This window comes from uncultured Tateyamaria sp. (genome assembly GCF_947497045.1).
GTDB lineage: Bacteria > Pseudomonadota > Alphaproteobacteria > Rhodobacterales > Rhodobacteraceae > Tateyamaria.
Genome location: NZ_CANMEU010000001.1, coordinates 142,880 through 158,330 on the forward strand (window position 1 = coordinate 142,880; position 15,451 = coordinate 158,330).

A 15,451-nucleotide genomic window follows, 5' to 3' on the forward strand; every position below is an offset into this window, starting at 1 on the left:
CGCGATGATGCTTGTGGCACCCGTCGTGGCACAGGCCCAGTGCGGTGGGTCATTCACGTCCTTCAAAGCGGGTCTGGCAAGCGAAGCCGCCACACGCGGGATCGCCCCGACAACCGCCAGAAGCTTTCTCAGCGGCGTGCGGCAGGACCCCGCCGTGATCCGTGCCGACCGCGCGCAGGGGGTGTTTCAACGCCCCTTTATTGATTTCTCCCGGCGCTTGATTTCGCAAAACCGGATTGATGCAGGCCGTGCCAAGGCGCGCCAATATACCAGCGTGTTTGACCGGATCGAACGGGACTACGGCCTCGACCGACACGTCTTGCTGGCTTTCTGGGCGTTTGAGACCGATTACGGCGCGTTCCAAGGCGACTTCAACACCGCAAATGCGTTGGTCACATTGGCCCATGATTGTCGGCGACCCGACCTGTTCCGCCCCCAGGTCTTTGCCGCGATGACGCTTTTCGCCCAAGGCGACTTTGATCCACAGCAGACCACCGGCGCGTGGGCCGGAGAGATTGGCATGGTGCAGATGCTGCCCGTCGACATCCTCAAAAATAGGGTGGACGGCGATGGGGACGGTGTGGTGCGGCTGAAATCCTCTGCCCCCGATGCGCTGATGTCGGGGGGCAAGATGCTGCAACATCTGGGTTGGCGCGCGCAGGAGCCGTGGCTGCAAGAGGTCCGCGTGCCTACGCAAATGGACTGGTCGCTGAGTGGGTTGGCAACGCGCAAATCCATCGCCGAGTGGCAGGCACTTGGGGTGCGCGCCCGGACAGGGCAGTTAAGCAATCTGCCCGCATCGCTGATCTTACCACAGGGGCACAAGGGCCCCGCCTTTCTCGCTTACCCCAATTTCAACACGTATTTCGAGTGGAACCAGTCGTTTACCTATGTGCTGACAGCGGCCTATTTCGCAACACGGCTGGCGGGCGCGCCTGTTTATGACGCAGGCAACCCGGATCCGGGACTTGACGGAGAGCAGATGAAACGACTCCAGACCAAGTTGCAGCAACGCGGGTATGACGTTGGCAAAATTGACGGGATCCTCGGCTCAGGCACACGCGCTGCGGTTCAGGCCGAACAAAAGCGGCTTGGTTTGCCTGCGGACGCATGGCCGACCCGAGCCTTGCTGGATCGTCTCTAAAGGTGCATCGTGTTTGTAACTTGGTAAGGATTGGGTTATATTCTGAGGATCGGAATGTTTCTTCAGTATCCTTATCTGAATAAACGACCCGGCAGAGCTGTAACTCTGCCGGGTCACTCTTTTTTCAGGCTACAGCCCGATCAAGAGCCGGATGATCGTCACACACAATGTCATCACTGCGATGGCGACCATCCATTTGCGGAATGTATTTTCCGTCAGTATCCTTACCTTCTTGCGCGGCCCATTTGGGACCACACACCAGAGGTACTGACTAAAGATTAATTCAAAGTTGAACGACGCGCGCGTCAGGCAACCATGGTTTCGGCGTTTTTCAGGTCCACCGACACAAGTTGACTGACGCCCTGTTCGGCCATCGTCACCCCGAACAGCCGATCCATACGTGCCATCGTCACCGCGTGGTGCGTAATGATCAGAAACCTTGTATCGGTGCGGCGGCACATCTCGTCCAGCAGATCGCAAAAACGGGTGACGTTAGCGTCATCCAGCGGCGCGTCGACCTCGTCCAGAACACAGATCGGGGCCGGGTTCGCAAGGAACACCGCAAAGATCAACGCCATCGCCGTCAGCGTCTGCTCCCCCCCAGACAACAGGCTGAGCGTTGACAGTTTCTTACCGGGGGGCTGGCACATGATCTCAAGACCGGCCTCCAGCGGGTCGTCGCTTTCGACCATCACAAGGTTCGCCTCACCGCCCCCGAACAAGTGAGTGAACAACAGGGAAAAGTTGGAATTGACCTGCTCGAAGGCCGTCAGCAACCGCTCGCGCCCTTCGCGGTTCAGACTGGCGATCCCGCTACGCAAGGTCTTGATCGCCTCTTCAAGGTCGGCCTTTTCGGAGACAAGCGTGTCGTGTTCAACCTGGACCTCTTTGGCGTCTTCTTCGGCGCGCAGGTTCACCGCACCCAAGGCATCCCGTTGGCGTTTCAGGCGGTTCACATCCCCCTCCAACGCTTCGGCAGCGGGCATCTGGTCGGGCGTTACATCCAAGATCGTCAACAACTGGTTCGGGGTCATTTGCTGATCATCGGCAATCCGCTCGGCGGCATAGGCCACAGTTTCGCGGGCAGCCTCGGCGCGGGCTTCGGAGCGCGCGCGCGCCTCGCGCCCTTCGGAGGCCAGACGTTCGGCCTCGCGCTCGGCCAGGGTCGCATCGCGCAGCCGTCCTTCGGCTTGAGACAGCATATCGCTGGCCTCGGCCTTGCGCGCTTCGGCGCGGGTGATTTCCTCGCCCAAGGCTTCGCGTTTGGCGGCCAAGACACCGGGGGCCTCCTGCGCCGTTTTCAACTCAGCCTCCGAGGTCGCTTTGCGGTCCACAAGCTCGGTTGTGCGCCGCTCGGCTGTCTCAAGACGATGTTTCCAGCCACTGATCTCCTTGGTGATCTCCTGTGCACGCTTGACGCGGGCCTCACCCGTGCGGCGCACATCGTCATGGGCCGAACGACGGGACATCATGGTGATGCGCGCTGCCTCGACCGTCATACGCAGGTCTTCGATATCGGCGCGGGCAGCGTCCAGATCGGGCAGTTCAGCAAGCGCCCCTTCGGCTTCGGCCACACGGGCGCGGGCCGCCATGGCGTCCTCTTCGTGACGGGTGACCGCCAGCCCAAGCGATTCCAACCGCCCTTCGGCGAGATTGCGATCCGCCTCCGCGCGGCTGAGGGCACGGGCGGCATCAGCCACCATCCGGTCGGCCTCGCGGCGGGCATGTCGGGCCTGCTTGTCCGCTTCGGTCAGTTCGGCCATGCGCAGCGTCAGAGCCTCGTGCGCCTGACGGGCCCCATCGGCGCGGGAGGATGCGCGCTCAAGCGACTGCTTCAACTCTTCGAGACGGTTCAACTGCTGCAAACGCAAGGCGGCGGCACTGGGCGCATCCTCGGCCCAGGCCCGGAACCCATCCCACCGCCACAGATCACCCTCGGGTGAGACGAGACGCTGACCGGGCTGCAACAGCGGTTGCAAACGGGGAGCATCGTCGCTGTCACACAAGCCGATCTGGCTCATCCGGCGGGCCAGCACATCGGGCACCGAGACGTGTTGCGTCAACGGTGTCACGCCACTGGGCAAGGGTTGGCTTTGGTCGTAAGGAGGCAAAGTCGCCCAGCCCGACGGGCCATCTTCGTCAACCTCGGGCGCGCGCAAGTCGTCGGCCAGCGCAGCCCCAAGCGCCTTTTCAAAGCCCTGTTGCACCTGAAGGCGGTCTAGGATCTGACCACCCTCGGCGGTGTCACGCTCGACAAGCTTGGCCAACGCACCGGCTTCCGCGCGCAGCGCATTCATCTCGCCCTCGGCTTCGGAGCGTTCAGCACGGGCATCGGCCTCGCGCGATTGGGTTTCGGCGCGCGCCTCTTCGGCGGCGATGAGGGTTTCATCGGCGCGCAACGCAGTTGCCTCGGCAGTGCTGGCCGCAGTTTGGGCGGCAGCAAAGTCCGTACCTGCCTTGTCCAGTGCCGTCTGACTTGCGGCAACGGCCTGACGGGCGCGGTCCGCTTCGGCTTCGGATTTGGCTTCGACCTTGCGGCTGTCTTCGAGCAGACGTTGGGCGGATCCGTGACGCGCGGCCAAGCGGGCGACATCCTCGGTCTTGTCTGACTGATCCGCCTCGCGGGCCTGCAACACCTGCCCGGCCTCGCGTGATGCGACACTTGCGGCCTCAAGCAAAGCCTCGTGGCCCTCGCTGGCCTTGGCGATCTCGGCAGCTTCCCATTCCAATCGCTCGATTGTTTCGCCGGCATCGCGGTTCAACCCGCCTTCGCGTTCGATATCGCGGGCCAGTTGGGCGATGCGCCCTGTCAGTGTCTCAATGGTCTGGGCGGCCTGCCGTTCCTGATCACTGAGCGTGTCACGCTGCACGGCAAGGCGCTGCAAAACGGCAGCGGCAATTGCGTCCTCTTCGCGCAAGGCAGGCAGCGCCTCCTCGGCCTCCTGGCGTGCCTTGGCCGCGATCCGCACAGCACCCTCGGCCTGAGCGGCGGCTGTCGTGCGATTGCGGAGCTCTTCGTCCGCAGTTGCGCGCGCCTCATCGGCTTCACGCCAGCGGCGATACAGCAATTGACCTTCGGCGCGTCGCAACTGGTCGCCGATCTCACGATATCGGGCGGCCTGTCGCGCCTGGCGCGCCAGTTGCGAGAGCTGCGCAGCCAGCTGTTCGATCACATCATCGACACGGGCGAGGTTCTGTTCGGCCCCTTTCAGTTTCAGCTCGGCCTCGTGGCGACGCTGATAAAGGCCCGAAATACCGGCGGCTTCTTCCAGAATGCGGCGGCGGTTCTTGGGTTTGGCGTTGATCAGTTCGGCAATCTGCCCCTGCCGCACCAGTGCCGGGCTGTGCGCGCCGGTGGAGGCATCCGCAAACAGCATTTGCACATCGCGCGCCCGCACGTCCTTGGCATTGGTTTTGTAGGCGCTGCCGACATCGCGCGTGATGCGGCGTACGATTTCGAGCGTGTCTGCATCGTTGAACCCGGCGGGGGCGAGCCGTTCAGAATTGTCGATATGCAGGCTGACCTCGGCAAAATTCCGGGCCGGACGCGTGGCAGCACCAGCAAAGATCACATCCTCCATCCCGCCACCCCGCATGGCGGTGGGCCGATTTTCCCCCATCACCCAACGCAGCGCTTCGAGCAGGTTGGATTTGCCGCATCCATTCGGCCCGACAACACCTGTCAGACCATCCGCAATGATCAGGTCGGTTGGATCGACAAAGGATTTGAACCCTGTGAGTCTGAGTTTCGAAAAGCGCAAAAGAGGGCCCGGTTGTTCATCTGATTGGGATGTTATCGTGAACGGATGGTCAGGCGTCTGTCAACGGGTCCACACCAGAAAGGGCGTTTTCCGGCAGGTTATCCACAACATATTGCGGTTTGCGCGCTCAGATCAGCTGACAATCCAGATCGAGCACGAGTTCGTTCGTGGCCGGGCTGATATATTTATCGATCGTGTGACATGAATATTCGCCCTGTGGTTTTAACCGATCGATGGCAGGCCCGCCCTTGCCGCATTTCAGGATGCCCGTGGCAAGGGCCTGATCGCCGCGCACCTCTTTGACGGGGCATCCGCTGACCATTTCCATGGCCTTCGCCGCACGCGCCTTGATCGGCCCAAACCGTGGTGCGTATTCCATATTGGTGCGCAGCGCCTCGGCCAGTCGCCCGTTGACGCGCACATCAAAGGTCGATCCCTCAACCGTAACAGTTGTGGCGGGCAAGCCGCGAAAATGGGGGCCGGGTGTATTGCAGCCCGCAAGAAACAGGCCTGCATAGCACGTCAGACAGATCAGTGTTTTCATGTCCTCACTCTGCCCATCGCATGGTTAACACCAACTTAACGCAGGCGGACGGCACGTCCGCCTTACGGGGATGATTGCGCCATCCGCCAATTGGTCATATGAATTTACCAATTCTGACAAGGATGCGTGTCATGCCCTTTCGCCCTGTACAGCCCGAGAAGCTGTCCTCTGCCGTCGTTCGCCAGATTGAGCAGTTGATCCTGCGCGGCATCCTGCGCCCCGGAGAGCGTTTGCCGCCAGAGCGGGATCTGGCCGACAGGATGGGTGTGTCACGCCCGTCCTTGCGCGATGCGATTGGGGCGTTGCAGGACAGCGGTTTGCTGACAGCGCGCCCCGGTGCGGGCGTCTATGTAGCGGATGTGTTGGGTTCTGCCTTTGCCCCCGCCCTGACCGAGCTCTTTGCCCGCCATGATGAGGCAGTGTTTGACTACCTCAGCTTTCGTCGGGATATGGAAGGCCTGGCCGCTGAGCGGGCGGCCCGCCTTGCCTCCGATACCGATCTGGCCGTGGTTCAGGCAGTCTTTGAAAAGATGGAAGCCGCCCACCCCAAACGCAACAGCGATGAAGAGGCCCGGCTGGATGCCCAGTTTCACATGGCCATCATCGAGGCGAGCCACAACGTGATCATGCTGCATATGATGCGATCCATGTATCAATTGCTGCGGGACGGTGTGTTTTACAATCGCCAGATCATGTTCAAACAGCGCACCACCCGGCAGGCTTTGCTCGACCAGCATCGCGCCATCAATGACGCCTTGCAGTCGCGCAATGCGCAAGCCGCACGGGGGGCGGTGCATGCACATCTCGACTACGTAGAGCGCGCGCTGCGAGATCAGCAAAGGGCACAGCAGAACGAGGATATTGCACGCCAGCGGCTGGATCACGAGACGGGCGCATAAGATCCAGGGGGCGCTGCCCCCACGCGGTATTTCTGGTCAGAAGAAAACTGTGGCCGTTGCCGCAACGGAAAAGCCCGGCGCTGAGGCCGGGCTTTGATTGGATCCTGTGACGCGTATCAGTGCAGCTTGGCGTCAACTTCGATGATAGCGGCGTCGATCAGGGCGTTGCCGCTTTCGGCTGTCATCTGCTTTGCGATCACGTCGCGTGCGGCTTGAACTGCCACAGTGGCGGCCGTGTCACGCACTTCTTTGACTGCACCCGCCTGAGCCGATGCGATTTGTTCCTCGGCGGCGGCGACGCGGCGCTCGATGGATGTCGCAAGGTCTGCGCGGGCTTGATCCGCGGCGGCTTCGGCATCGGCCTTGGCTTGCGCGACAATCCGGTCTGCCTGCGCCTGCACTTCCTGTTGCTTGCGCTCGTAGGACGCCAGAAGGGTCTGGGCCTCTTCGCGCAGGGCCCGGGCTTCGTTGATCTCGCCTTGGATACCAGTGGCGCGATCATCCAGCATCTTGGACACCATCCCCGGCACCTTGAAGTAGAACAGGACGGCGATGAACAGGATGAACGCCACCAACACGATAAAGTCGGTGTTGCTCAGCTTCCAGAACTCTGCGGAGAACGGGTTTTTGGACGCCGCAAGAGCGGGGCCTGCCACCACGATCAATGCGGATGTGAGTGTTGCGATGCGCATGTATCTACCCTTTCATCCGCGACGTAACCGCAGTGGTGATGCTGCGCGCGTCGGCCTTGCCACCCAGATGGGCGACGATTTCCTTGGCGGTGTCCTTGGCGACCTCTTTGATGGCCTCCTGTGCACCGGCGCGGATTCCGGCAATCGCCTTTTCGCTTTCGGCGGCTTTGGCTGCAATCTCGGCGTCGGCCTTTTCGATGGCGACGTCCAGATCCGCCTGAATGGCGGCCTTGGTCTCGCCTGCGATCCGCTGTGCTTCAGCGCGCGCATCCGACAGCGCATTGTCATAGGCAGCTTCGGCTTCCAGCGCCCTGGCTTTCAGATCCTCGGCAGCGGCAATGTCATTTGTAATGGTGCCCTGACGTTCGGCCAGAATACCCGCGATCCGTGGCAAGGCCACGCGCGAGAGCACGAAATAGATCGCAACCAGTGCGATGAGCAGCCAGAAAATCTGGTTCTCGAAGGTCGAGACGTCCAGTTGTGGCATGCCCGGTGGTGCCCCGGCGGCCACCTCGGCTGCTGCGTTTGTGTTATCTGCCATATCGGTCGTTCCTCTGGGGTGCCCTGCCAGACAGGGCTAAAATGCGAGCCTTTACATCGGGCAGCGTGATCTGTACCACGCCGCCCGACCGTAAGGAATGCCGCTCAGAGTTTAGACAGCAAACATCAAGAGCAGAGCGACGAGGAACGAAAAGATCCCCAGAGCTTCTGCAAAGGCGATGCCGATGAACAGAGTAGCGGTTTGACCGGCGGCTGCCGATGGGTTGCGCAATGCGCCAGCAAGGAAGTTGCCGGCCACGTGGCCAACACCGATCGCGGCTGCGCCGGATCCGATTGCTGCAAGACCTGCGCCGATATGTGCGAGTTCACCTTCCATGAGAATTCTCCTTACGATTGGAAGTTAGTAGTGCTGTTCGGCGGGATCAGCCCCGCCTTACATTAGTGATGCGGGTGCAATGCGTCCTTGAGGTACACGCATGTAAGAATGGTAAAGACGTAGGCCTGAATCGCGGACACAAGCACTTCGAGCCCGTAGATCGCCATGACCCCGATGATCGCGACGGGGGCGATTGCAGCGACTTGGGCAAAGCCTGCGAACACTTTCAGAACCGCGTGACCGGCCATCATGTTGCCTGCCAGACGAATGGAGTGGCTGACGGGGCGCACGAAATACGAGATGATTTCGATGATCGCCAGGACGGGGCGCAACGGCAGGGGTGCGCTGGACACCCAGAAGAGGCCCAGGAACGAGGCACCGTTTTTGACGAAGCCAAGGATCGTCACCGCAAAGAACACCCCGAAACCCAGGATTGCTGTGACCGCAATATGCGAAGTTGTGGTGAACGACATCGGGATCAAGCCGAGGAAGTTGGCGCACAGGATGAACATGAACAGCGTCATAATATAGGGGAAATACTTGATCCCGTCCTTGCCGGTCACATCCTCGACCATCTTGTAGACAAAGCCGTACATCAACTCGGCGATGGATTGCCCACGGCCCGGCACAACGTCCCGCTTGGACGTGGTCAGTACCATCAGCGCAATCACGGCGAGGATCGACAGACCCAGCCACAGCGTCACGTTGGTGACTGTGTACCAGTGGATCGGATCACCATAGCTGCCAAACAGCGGTTTGACCTGAAACTGATCCATCGGGTGAAACGAAAGTCCACCACCACCATGTGCTTCATCTGCCATCCGGCTCTTCTCCACCTTGTCACCCTTTCGGGTGGGTCTCGTCCTCGGCCTGTTCGGCCGCCTGTTTGCTTTGAACCTCTTCGGCGCTGCGCATCATCGTTTTGATGCCCGCCGCAAGGCCCAGAAATATAAACACAACCATGAGCCACGGAGAGGTGCCAAGCAGTGCATCCAACCCGTATCCCATGCCAAACCCGATCCCGAGACCGGCCACCAACTCGATCACCATGCGCCAGGCCAGTTGCGCCTGCGAATGATGATCCGGCGTGCGGGGCTTTGGCGCGTGTTCGTCCTTGATGGCGTCGATCCGGGCGCTCAGCGCATCCAGTTTCGCTTTGTCATCGGGGTCGGTCACGTGCCTTGGTCCCGTCATTTGGATGAGCTGATGGATATGTCGGGCGACGCCATGAGTCAACGCATGCCACGGGCTGTGGTGTCGCACCTCAATTTGTTGATATTAAATAATAATAATTACTGGAAGGTGCTGCATAGGCTGCATTCCAACCTTGGACACCCGAGCATATCCCCGTTTGCGCACATTCAACCATTTGGTTGATTTTAACCACTGCGCAGACTTCGCGTCTGGTCCAGCAGCCATGTGCGCACGGATCGGACGGCCTTGCGGCGTCCAGCCAGCCCGCTCGTCAACAGGTGGAAGGAGCCTTGCTGAAATCCCACATCAGACACCCGCACCAGACGCCCCGCGGTTTCGTCAAGGTGAGTGCCATCCGAGGCCCCAAGATACACGCCTGCACCATGCACCGCCATCTCAAGCGCGAGTGCTGCGCGCATGCGCCATGGTGGATCCGGCACTGCCACATCAAAACCGGCATGTGCGGCCCAGTCGACCCAGATGTTCGGGCCACGGTCGCGCAGCAGCGGCACACGCGTCAGGTCTTCGGGGCGCAGAGTATCATCGGTCAGGTATCCCGGTGCCGCAAACGGGTAGATCGGCGCATCGCTCAGCAGGTCGGAGGGGCTGTCGAGATGGCCGCTCTTGGCATAACGAACAGCGAGGTCCGCCTCGAACCGATCCAGATCGGCGAGTTCATTCGACCCCACAAGCCTCAGCTCGATCTCGGGGAAGTCCCGCTGAAACTGCGCCATGCGCGGCACGACAATCTTGGCAGCAAAGACCGGTTCGCTGTTGACCACCACGCGACCCGCAGGCTTGTCGGCCAATCCTTCGGTCGCATCGCCGATGACGTCCAGCGCGGGGGACACGCGGCGCAGATAATGCCCACCCTCAGCCGTCAGAACAACACCGCGCGCGGCATCGCGAAACAGGTGCACACCCAATCGCTGCTCAAGGCCGCGCACATGACGGCTGATCGCAGAATGGCTCACCCCCAACTCCTCCGCCGCCCGGCTAAAACTTTGATGTCGCCCCGCCGCCTCGAAGGCCCGCAAAGCGTTCAGCGGGGGCAGAGACCGTGCCATGGCATGTCCTATCTGTGCATTTTTTGCACAAGTCATGTCAGGCAACGCTGATTGTGGCAAGGCCCGTTTGCGTCGATAGTGAGGTCATAACCCCACAAATGCGAGATATGACATGCAACGCACCCACGACAACACGCTTTGGCGTGCCCTTTTGACATGTGCTTATTTTCTGCGCATCAAACCTCGGGCGACACTCCCAAAAGGCACCGCCCTGCCCCCGCTCAGCCCCCATATCCTGCGCGATATCGGACTGACACCGAGCGAAGCGGAGCGCTTGCGCCATCGCTGGCCGTCGCAGTCCACGCATCATCCCTATCTTTGACGGGCTTTTCACCGGGCTGTCAGCGGCCTATGACTAGGCGTATGTCCAAGTCTCTCGACACCACGTTCTCTGCCCTTGCGGACCCGACCCGCCGGGCCATTTTGTCGATGTTGCTGGAGGATGACATGGCCGTCACGGATGTCGCCGACCCTTTCGAAATGTCGCTGGCCGCGATTTCCAAACACCTCACGATCCTGACCCGGGCCGGGCTGATCGCGCAGGAAAAGCGGGGGCGGGTAAAGTGGTGCAAGCTGCAACCGGATGCGATGCGCGCCGCCTCGGTCTGGATGCAGGGGTTTGGCCAGTTCGAGCCGGTGAACCTTGATGCGTTCGAACGGTTTCTGGCCGCCGAATTGCCCGACACCCCCGGCGGCTAAGACCGTATGGCACCCCTGCCCGACACGCTGCCGACCCCGCGCATTCGCATTGTGCGCAACGCGCTTGTGCTGCCAGCCGACGACACACCCCAATCGGCCCATGGTGTCTATGATCGTGCGGGCGGGTTCGCGCCCCTGTCTCAGACCCGCATGTCACGTGACCGGATCAGCGGGGTGCCCGATTGGGCAAAGGCCACGGATCATTTGCCCGGAACGCACCTTTATGCCGGGTTGGGGCGGCGTCATTTCGGACACTTCCTCATCGAAACCATGGCGCGGATATGGGCGCTTGAGCGCAGCGACCGCAAAGTTGACGGTGTGGTGGCCCCCGAACTGCCCGGCTCCAACCTGCAATGGGCGTTGTTGCGGCATCTGCGCCCGGTGTCTGATCGGTTGTGCGACGGCTTGCCGGTCCTCGCCATTGTTGAGCCCACGCGGGTGGAGCGGTTGATGCTGCCCACCCAAGGGTTCGGGCATGGTCCATGGATCACCGGCACGCCGGAATTTCGCAGCTATATCAAGGCCCGGTTTGCGGATGTGCGCCCCAACGGACCCGAGCGGCTGTACCTCACACGCAACCGGTTGACGGCCGAGTCCAAACAGGTCGATCAGGAAGACGCCATCGAGGCGATGATGGCGGATGCAGGATACGAGATATTTGCCCCCGAGGCGCATAGTTTCGAAGACCAATGCGCCCGGCTCAAGGCTGCCCGTTTCGTGGTCGGCGCAGATGGCAGTGCCTTCCACCTCGCGCCGTTTTTGCTGCAACCCGGTGCACGGGCTGCGATCTATTTGCGGCGCAACCGGCCTGAAATGCTGACGCTGCTCGGTGCCCAGATGCAAGCGTTTGCAGGGATCAAGCCTGCCTTGATTGACCCACTGGTGCAGCCCTACAGTCAAGTCGCCCCAAGCCCGCTGGACCTTGCGCGCCTCAAGGTCGGCCTGTCGGATCACGGCATGCTCTGAGGCTGGTTGTCGTCCCGCAGCAACAAGAACAGTGCGATGATCGTCAACCCGATCCCCCCGAATACCAGGCCGCCCGGCACCGGATTCCCAAGCGCGATTTGCCAACAGATCACCCAGCTTGGGGTGAGGTAGGTATAGGCCATGACCTTGGCACTGGGCAGGCGCAGGGTTGCGAATTGCAGCAACACAAAGGTGGCCGCAGACGCAAAGACCGCAATGTAGACCAACGTGATCCAGACAATGCGCGGCAGGGCCGCCCAATCGGTCGCGACGATATCGGACCAGCCATAGATCACCAGCAACAGCACCCCGGCCAGCAATGTGCCGAAGGTGAAGACGACCGCAGGCTCGCCCCTGTTCAGTTTGCGGATCATGGGGGTGTAGATCGCGTGCGCAATGCAGCCCACGAAATATATGGCCTCGCCCCGGCCCACCTCGAATGCAAGCAATGCCGATATGTCGGCGCGAAAGATCACCCAAAGCGCGCCTGCCGCCCCAATGACCAGCGCAAGCAGCATGCGCGGGGTGGTGACCTGTGCCAGCAACAGCCAGCCAAACAGACCGGCAAGGATCGGCGTCAGGGTGAACACGGCCGCCGCACTCACGGGGGGTGCGGTTTTCAATCCTTCGAACATCAACACGAAATAGACAGAGAATAACGCGCCCAGTAACAGATACCGCCAGGGTGCGCGCAAGGCTGACCGTGGCACTCCGCCCGTGGCCAGCACCGCGGCCCCGATCACGCTGGCCGCAATCACGAAACGTGCCGCATTCAGCGCGGCGGACTCAATCTCGTTCGCGGCGAGCGACCCAAGCGCAAAGGACCCCGCCACAAGAGCCGAGAAACACAGCATCGCAGCATGGCCCCACATTGCCGGGCTCACAAAACGCGCCACTCCTTTGAGGTGTCTTTGAGGAACGTCAAAAACGCCTGCACCTTGTTGGTGCGATGCAAATCCACGTGGGTGACCAGCCACAGGGGCGATGACCAATCTTCGCGCGGGGTCATAATCTCGACCAGATCGGGGTTGGCACGTGCCTCCATCACGGGCAGAAACCCGATGCCTGCCCCCGCGAGCACAGCCTGTTCCAGGGCGCGCACGTCCGTGGAGCGAAAGGTGATATCCTCTTCGCGCACTTGGGTGCGCAGCCACTTGTGAAAGGGCGCACGGTTGTCTTCGGCATCATGGCTGACGAAACGATGCCCCGAACAGCCCTCGATCTGCTTGGGATGCCCGTAGGCCGCCACATAGGTCTTGGTCGCATAAAGCCCCATGGACTGGCGCACAAAGGGTTGCACAACATTGTCCGGCTGGTCCGGCGCGGTTCCGGCCCGGATCGCCACATGCGCCTCGCCATATTCAAGCCGAAACAGGCGGTCCCCGGTCAGATAGCGCACGACCACGTCCGGGTGGGCATGCTGAAATGCGGTCAGTACAGGGGCCATGCGTGGGGCCATTGCAACCAGTGAGGTCACCACCAATTCGCCCGAGACCTCGGTGCCGCGCCCCTTGATCCGCCCAACCAGCTGGCTGAACTGGTCATCGGTGGCCTGCGCGACCCGAAACAGATCGTCGCCCGCCTCGGTGGGGGTGTAGCCGCGGGCATGACGCTGAAACAATTTCACCCCCAGCCGATTTTCCAGCGCATCAATGTGGCGGATGACGGTGGCATGGTGGACACCCAACATCTCGGCAGCCCCGCTGACCGTCCCCATGCGAGCCACTTGGTAGGCCGTCTTGATCTCGTCCCAATTGTCCATGCTGCCCTCATGTGCAAATCCAAACAGATGCTGTTGAGTTTCAGTAATTGCGTTCGAATTTGCAAGGGTCAACTATTGTTACATCCAGACACGATTCCTGTTGAAAGGGACCCAATATGACCATCCTGCACATAGATAGCTCTGCCCGCACTCAAAGCTCCGTCAGCCGCAATCTCAGCGCCCGGATCATTGCCCAACTTGGTGGGGGAGACGTGATCCGCCGCGATCTGACCGAATCCCTGCCGCTGATTGACGAGGCGTGGATCGGGTCCGCCTGGACCCCGAAGGATGAACGGGACCTCGTGCAGCGCGACAAGCTTTCGCTGTCCGAAACCCTGATCGCCGAGTTGCGCGCCGCTGATACTATCGTCATCGGCGCGCCCATCTACAACTTTTCGGTGCCTGCCGCACTCAAGGCGTGGATCGACCTTGTGGCACGCGCTGGCGAGACCTTCAAATACACGGAAACCGGGCCCGTGGGACTGCTCGAAGGCAAACGCGCCATCCTCGCCATTGCCTCGGGAGGGACGGCGGTCGGCAGCGACATTGATTTCGCCAGCGGCTACCTCAAGCACATCATGGGCTTCATCGGCATCCACGACGTCGAGATTATCGCCGCCGACCGGGTCATGGCCCAAGGCGACCAAGCGATTGCCGAAGCCAACGCACAGATCGACAAGCTCGCGGCCTAATATCACGCGGCGCGCCTAAAGGTACCCTTGGGCGCGCCAAACTCTTTTCATTTACAGTATTGTTAATGGCAATGAACCGGCTGTGATCCGCCATGACAGCATTGACCTGGCGGGGAGCTTTTGCGGCAACCGCCGCTATGCTACATGGCTTTTTGGCTCGATATGGAAACTGTGGGTGCAGTAGCGGCTTGAACGGACGGTACACTCATGGCGACGAGCGCCAAAACAACTAACAACTTCAATACTATTCTCCAACAATAAGTTATTTTCCAAGGGCCTAAGCGGTCCGGTAGGTTAGCCTTTCATCAACTGTTGCCGCAGTCCAACCCCTCGCGCCAGAACCGTCTCGGACTGGACGCCTTACCACCCTGCTGGCTAGGATCACGGCCATGACGATCCTGCGCAACATGCCAAGTCAATTGATCCTTGCCCACGCCCCTTGGGTGCTGGGTGGCGGGCTGATCGTGTGCATCATTGCATGCGCCGCGGCGGGCCTCGCACTGCTGGCACAGGGTGAAGTCGTGGGGCTGGCCACCGTAGCGGCGGGTGCGGGCGTGCCCTTGGGTATCTTTGCGCTGGCAATCAAACGCGATCAGGTGATTTTCGACGCAAGCGCGGGAACCGCCACCGTGCAACGGCGCACGCTGTTGCGCTATCACAGCGCCACCTTCCCACTGGACACCGTGCGTCGGGCCGAAGTCGAAGAGTTTTCCGACACCGCCCGGCCGACACTGACTTTCCACGACACCACCCCCGCCTATCCGTTGATCGAGGCTTATGTATCCGGCAACGGGCCCCGTCAGGCGGCGGACGAGATCAACAACTGGATGCGCAACGCACGCCGCTCAGCGACGCGCAACGGCACCTGACAAAGCGGGCGCGGTCTTGTCTGGTGCACGGCACAGATGGCACCAGTATAGGTCTGGTGAACCGTTTGCCAAAACCACCCTCAAACACCAACGGCTCGCTTTGGCGCGCAGTTCCACACGTCTTGATCACCATGCCAGCGCATTCTGAATAAACACCCGTCACCGCGGGTGCCCAAGGTGAGGGGGCGCAGCTTGCCCGCCTGCCACACTTGACTCGCGTCGCGCTCTCCCCTAACCCGCGACCAACACCCGGAAGCATTACACTTCCGGTCCCTTGGGATTTGC

17 protein-coding genes are annotated in these 15,451 nt (G+C 61.1%); 7 read left to right on the forward strand and 10 right to left on the reverse strand.

Translation table 11 applies throughout. The annotated features are described in order from the left end of the window. Positions 1-4 precede the first annotated feature (4 nt). On the forward strand, positions 5-1,144 hold the full coding sequence (locus Q0859_RS00825; RefSeq protein WP_299147504.1) for a lytic murein transglycosylase: 1,140 nt from the start codon (positions 5-7) through the stop codon (positions 1,142-1,144). 305 nt (positions 1,145-1,449) lie between these two features. Here Q0859_RS00825 and smc read toward each other — a convergent pair whose 3' ends face one another. Together smc and Q0859_RS00835 are read right to left on the reverse strand one after the other, a co-directional pair. Beyond that, on the reverse strand, positions 1,450-4,905 hold the full coding sequence (smc, locus tag Q0859_RS00830) for a chromosome segregation protein SMC (RefSeq protein ID WP_299146948.1): 3,456 nt from the start codon (positions 4,903-4,905) through the stop codon (positions 1,450-1,452). 127 nt (positions 4,906-5,032) lie between these two features. Next, positions 5,033-5,449: a hypothetical protein gene (locus Q0859_RS00835; protein ID WP_299146949.1), complete on the reverse strand. Its 417-nt coding sequence runs from the start codon at positions 5,447-5,449 to the stop codon at positions 5,033-5,035. Positions 5,450-5,580: 131 nt separating this feature from the next. Here Q0859_RS00835 and Q0859_RS00840 point away from each other — a divergent pair, with 131 nt between their 5' ends. Next, on the forward strand, positions 5,581-6,348 hold the full coding sequence (locus Q0859_RS00840; protein WP_299146950.1) for an FCD domain-containing protein: 768 nt from the start codon (positions 5,581-5,583) through the stop codon (positions 6,346-6,348). Positions 6,349-6,464: 116 nt separating this feature from the next. On the opposite strand, the gene Q0859_RS00845 is transcribed toward Q0859_RS00840, so the two are convergent. The 6 genes from Q0859_RS00845 to Q0859_RS00870 form a co-directional block, all read right to left on the reverse strand. Further along, positions 6,465-7,040, reverse strand: coding sequence for a F0F1 ATP synthase subunit B (locus Q0859_RS00845; protein ID WP_299146951.1), 576 nt, complete (start codon positions 7,038-7,040; stop codon positions 6,465-6,467). Positions 7,041-7,044: 4 nt separating this feature from the next. Continuing rightward, positions 7,045-7,581: a F0F1 ATP synthase subunit B' gene (locus Q0859_RS00850; protein ID WP_299146953.1), complete on the reverse strand. Its 537-nt coding sequence runs from the start codon at positions 7,579-7,581 to the stop codon at positions 7,045-7,047. A gap of 111 nt (positions 7,582-7,692) precedes the next feature. Then, positions 7,693-7,917: a F0F1 ATP synthase subunit C gene (locus Q0859_RS00855; RefSeq protein ID WP_015496525.1), complete on the reverse strand. Its 225-nt coding sequence runs from the start codon at positions 7,915-7,917 to the stop codon at positions 7,693-7,695. A gap of 62 nt (positions 7,918-7,979) precedes the next feature. Then, complete coding sequence (locus Q0859_RS00860) at positions 7,980-8,738, reverse strand: F0F1 ATP synthase subunit A (protein WP_299146954.1); 759 nt, start codon at positions 8,736-8,738, stop codon at positions 7,980-7,982. A 19-nt stretch (positions 8,739-8,757) separates the two neighbouring features. Continuing rightward, on the reverse strand, positions 8,758-9,093 hold the full coding sequence (locus Q0859_RS00865; RefSeq protein ID WP_299146955.1) for an AtpZ/AtpI family protein: 336 nt from the start codon (positions 9,091-9,093) through the stop codon (positions 8,758-8,760). 203 nt (positions 9,094-9,296) lie between these two features. Then, positions 9,297-10,178: a LysR family transcriptional regulator gene (locus Q0859_RS00870; RefSeq protein WP_299146956.1), complete on the reverse strand. Its 882-nt coding sequence runs from the start codon at positions 10,176-10,178 to the stop codon at positions 9,297-9,299. Positions 10,179-10,290: 112 nt separating this feature from the next. Here Q0859_RS00870 and Q0859_RS00875 point away from each other — a divergent pair, with 112 nt between their 5' ends. The 3 genes from Q0859_RS00875 to Q0859_RS00885 are packed head-to-tail and all read left to right on the forward strand — an operon-like array spanning position 10,291 to position 11,843. Next, a complete protein-coding gene (locus Q0859_RS00875) occupies positions 10,291-10,500 on the forward strand; it encodes a hypothetical protein (protein ID WP_299146958.1) in 210 nt (69 codons plus the stop codon). 41 nt (positions 10,501-10,541) lie between these two features. Next, on the forward strand, positions 10,542-10,877 hold the full coding sequence (locus Q0859_RS00880; RefSeq protein ID WP_299146959.1) for a metalloregulator ArsR/SmtB family transcription factor: 336 nt from the start codon (positions 10,542-10,544) through the stop codon (positions 10,875-10,877). 6 nt (positions 10,878-10,883) lie between these two features. Next, positions 10,884-11,843, forward strand: a complete 960-nt coding sequence (locus tag Q0859_RS00885) for a glycosyltransferase family 61 protein (protein ID WP_299146960.1) — start codon at positions 10,884-10,886, stop codon at positions 11,841-11,843. Here Q0859_RS00885 and Q0859_RS00890 read toward each other — a convergent pair. After that, entirely contained in the window at positions 11,828-12,727 is a 900-nt protein-coding gene (locus Q0859_RS00890) for a DMT family transporter (RefSeq protein WP_299146961.1), read from the reverse strand. The two genes, Q0859_RS00885 and Q0859_RS00890, sit on opposite strands and share 16 nt — an antisense overlap. Then, positions 12,724-13,605, reverse strand: coding sequence for a LysR family transcriptional regulator (locus Q0859_RS00895; RefSeq protein ID WP_299146962.1), 882 nt, complete (start codon positions 13,603-13,605; stop codon positions 12,724-12,726). Before Q0859_RS00895 ends, Q0859_RS00890 begins: the two co-directional genes overlap by 4 nt. A 116-nt stretch (positions 13,606-13,721) precedes the next feature. Between Q0859_RS00895 and Q0859_RS00900 the strand changes: the two genes are divergently transcribed. Both Q0859_RS00900 and Q0859_RS00905 read left to right on the forward strand, forming a co-directional pair. Next, on the forward strand, positions 13,722-14,297 hold the full coding sequence (locus Q0859_RS00900; RefSeq protein WP_299146963.1) for an NAD(P)H-dependent oxidoreductase: 576 nt from the start codon (positions 13,722-13,724) through the stop codon (positions 14,295-14,297). A 389-nt stretch (positions 14,298-14,686) separates the two neighbouring features. Beyond that, entirely contained in the window at positions 14,687-15,166 is a 480-nt protein-coding gene (locus tag Q0859_RS00905) for a hypothetical protein (protein WP_299146964.1), read from the forward strand. Positions 15,167-15,451 lie beyond the last annotated feature (285 nt).

Excerpts from the sequence above, each read along its gene's own strand:
- Q0859_RS00870 (WP_299146956.1), bottom strand. The coding sequence starts at position 10,178 with ATGGCACGGTCTCTGCCCCCGCTGAACGCTTTGCGGGCCTTCGAGGCG.
- Q0859_RS00880 (WP_299146959.1), top strand. The coding sequence starts at position 10,542 with ATGTCCAAGTCTCTCGACACCACGTTCTCTGCCCTTGCGGACCCGACC.
- Q0859_RS00860 (WP_299146954.1), bottom strand. The coding sequence starts at position 8,738 with ATGGCAGATGAAGCACATGGTGGTGGTGGACTTTCGTTTCACCCGATG.
- Q0859_RS00895 (WP_299146962.1), bottom strand. The coding sequence starts at position 13,605 with ATGGACAATTGGGACGAGATCAAGACGGCCTACCAAGTGGCTCGCATG.
- Q0859_RS00875 (WP_299146958.1), top strand. The coding sequence starts at position 10,291 with ATGCAACGCACCCACGACAACACGCTTTGGCGTGCCCTTTTGACATGT.
- Q0859_RS00885 (WP_299146960.1), top strand. The coding sequence starts at position 10,884 with ATGGCACCCCTGCCCGACACGCTGCCGACCCCGCGCATTCGCATTGTG.
- Q0859_RS00905 (WP_299146964.1), top strand. The coding sequence starts at position 14,687 with ATGACGATCCTGCGCAACATGCCAAGTCAATTGATCCTTGCCCACGCC.
- Q0859_RS00825 (WP_299147504.1), top strand. The coding sequence starts at position 5 with ATGATGCTTGTGGCACCCGTCGTGGCACAGGCCCAGTGCGGTGGGTCA.
- Q0859_RS00855 (WP_015496525.1), bottom strand. The coding sequence starts at position 7,917 with ATGGAAGGTGAACTCGCACATATCGGCGCAGGTCTTGCAGCAATCGGA.
- Q0859_RS00835 (WP_299146949.1), bottom strand. The coding sequence starts at position 5,449 with ATGAAAACACTGATCTGTCTGACGTGCTATGCAGGCCTGTTTCTTGCG.
- Q0859_RS00900 (WP_299146963.1), top strand. The coding sequence starts at position 13,722 with ATGACCATCCTGCACATAGATAGCTCTGCCCGCACTCAAAGCTCCGTC.
- Q0859_RS00850 (WP_299146953.1), bottom strand. The coding sequence starts at position 7,581 with ATGGCAGATAACACAAACGCAGCAGCCGAGGTGGCCGCCGGGGCACCA.
- Q0859_RS00840 (WP_299146950.1), top strand. The coding sequence starts at position 5,581 with ATGCCCTTTCGCCCTGTACAGCCCGAGAAGCTGTCCTCTGCCGTCGTT.
- Q0859_RS00845 (WP_299146951.1), bottom strand. The coding sequence starts at position 7,040 with ATGCGCATCGCAACACTCACATCCGCATTGATCGTGGTGGCAGGCCCC.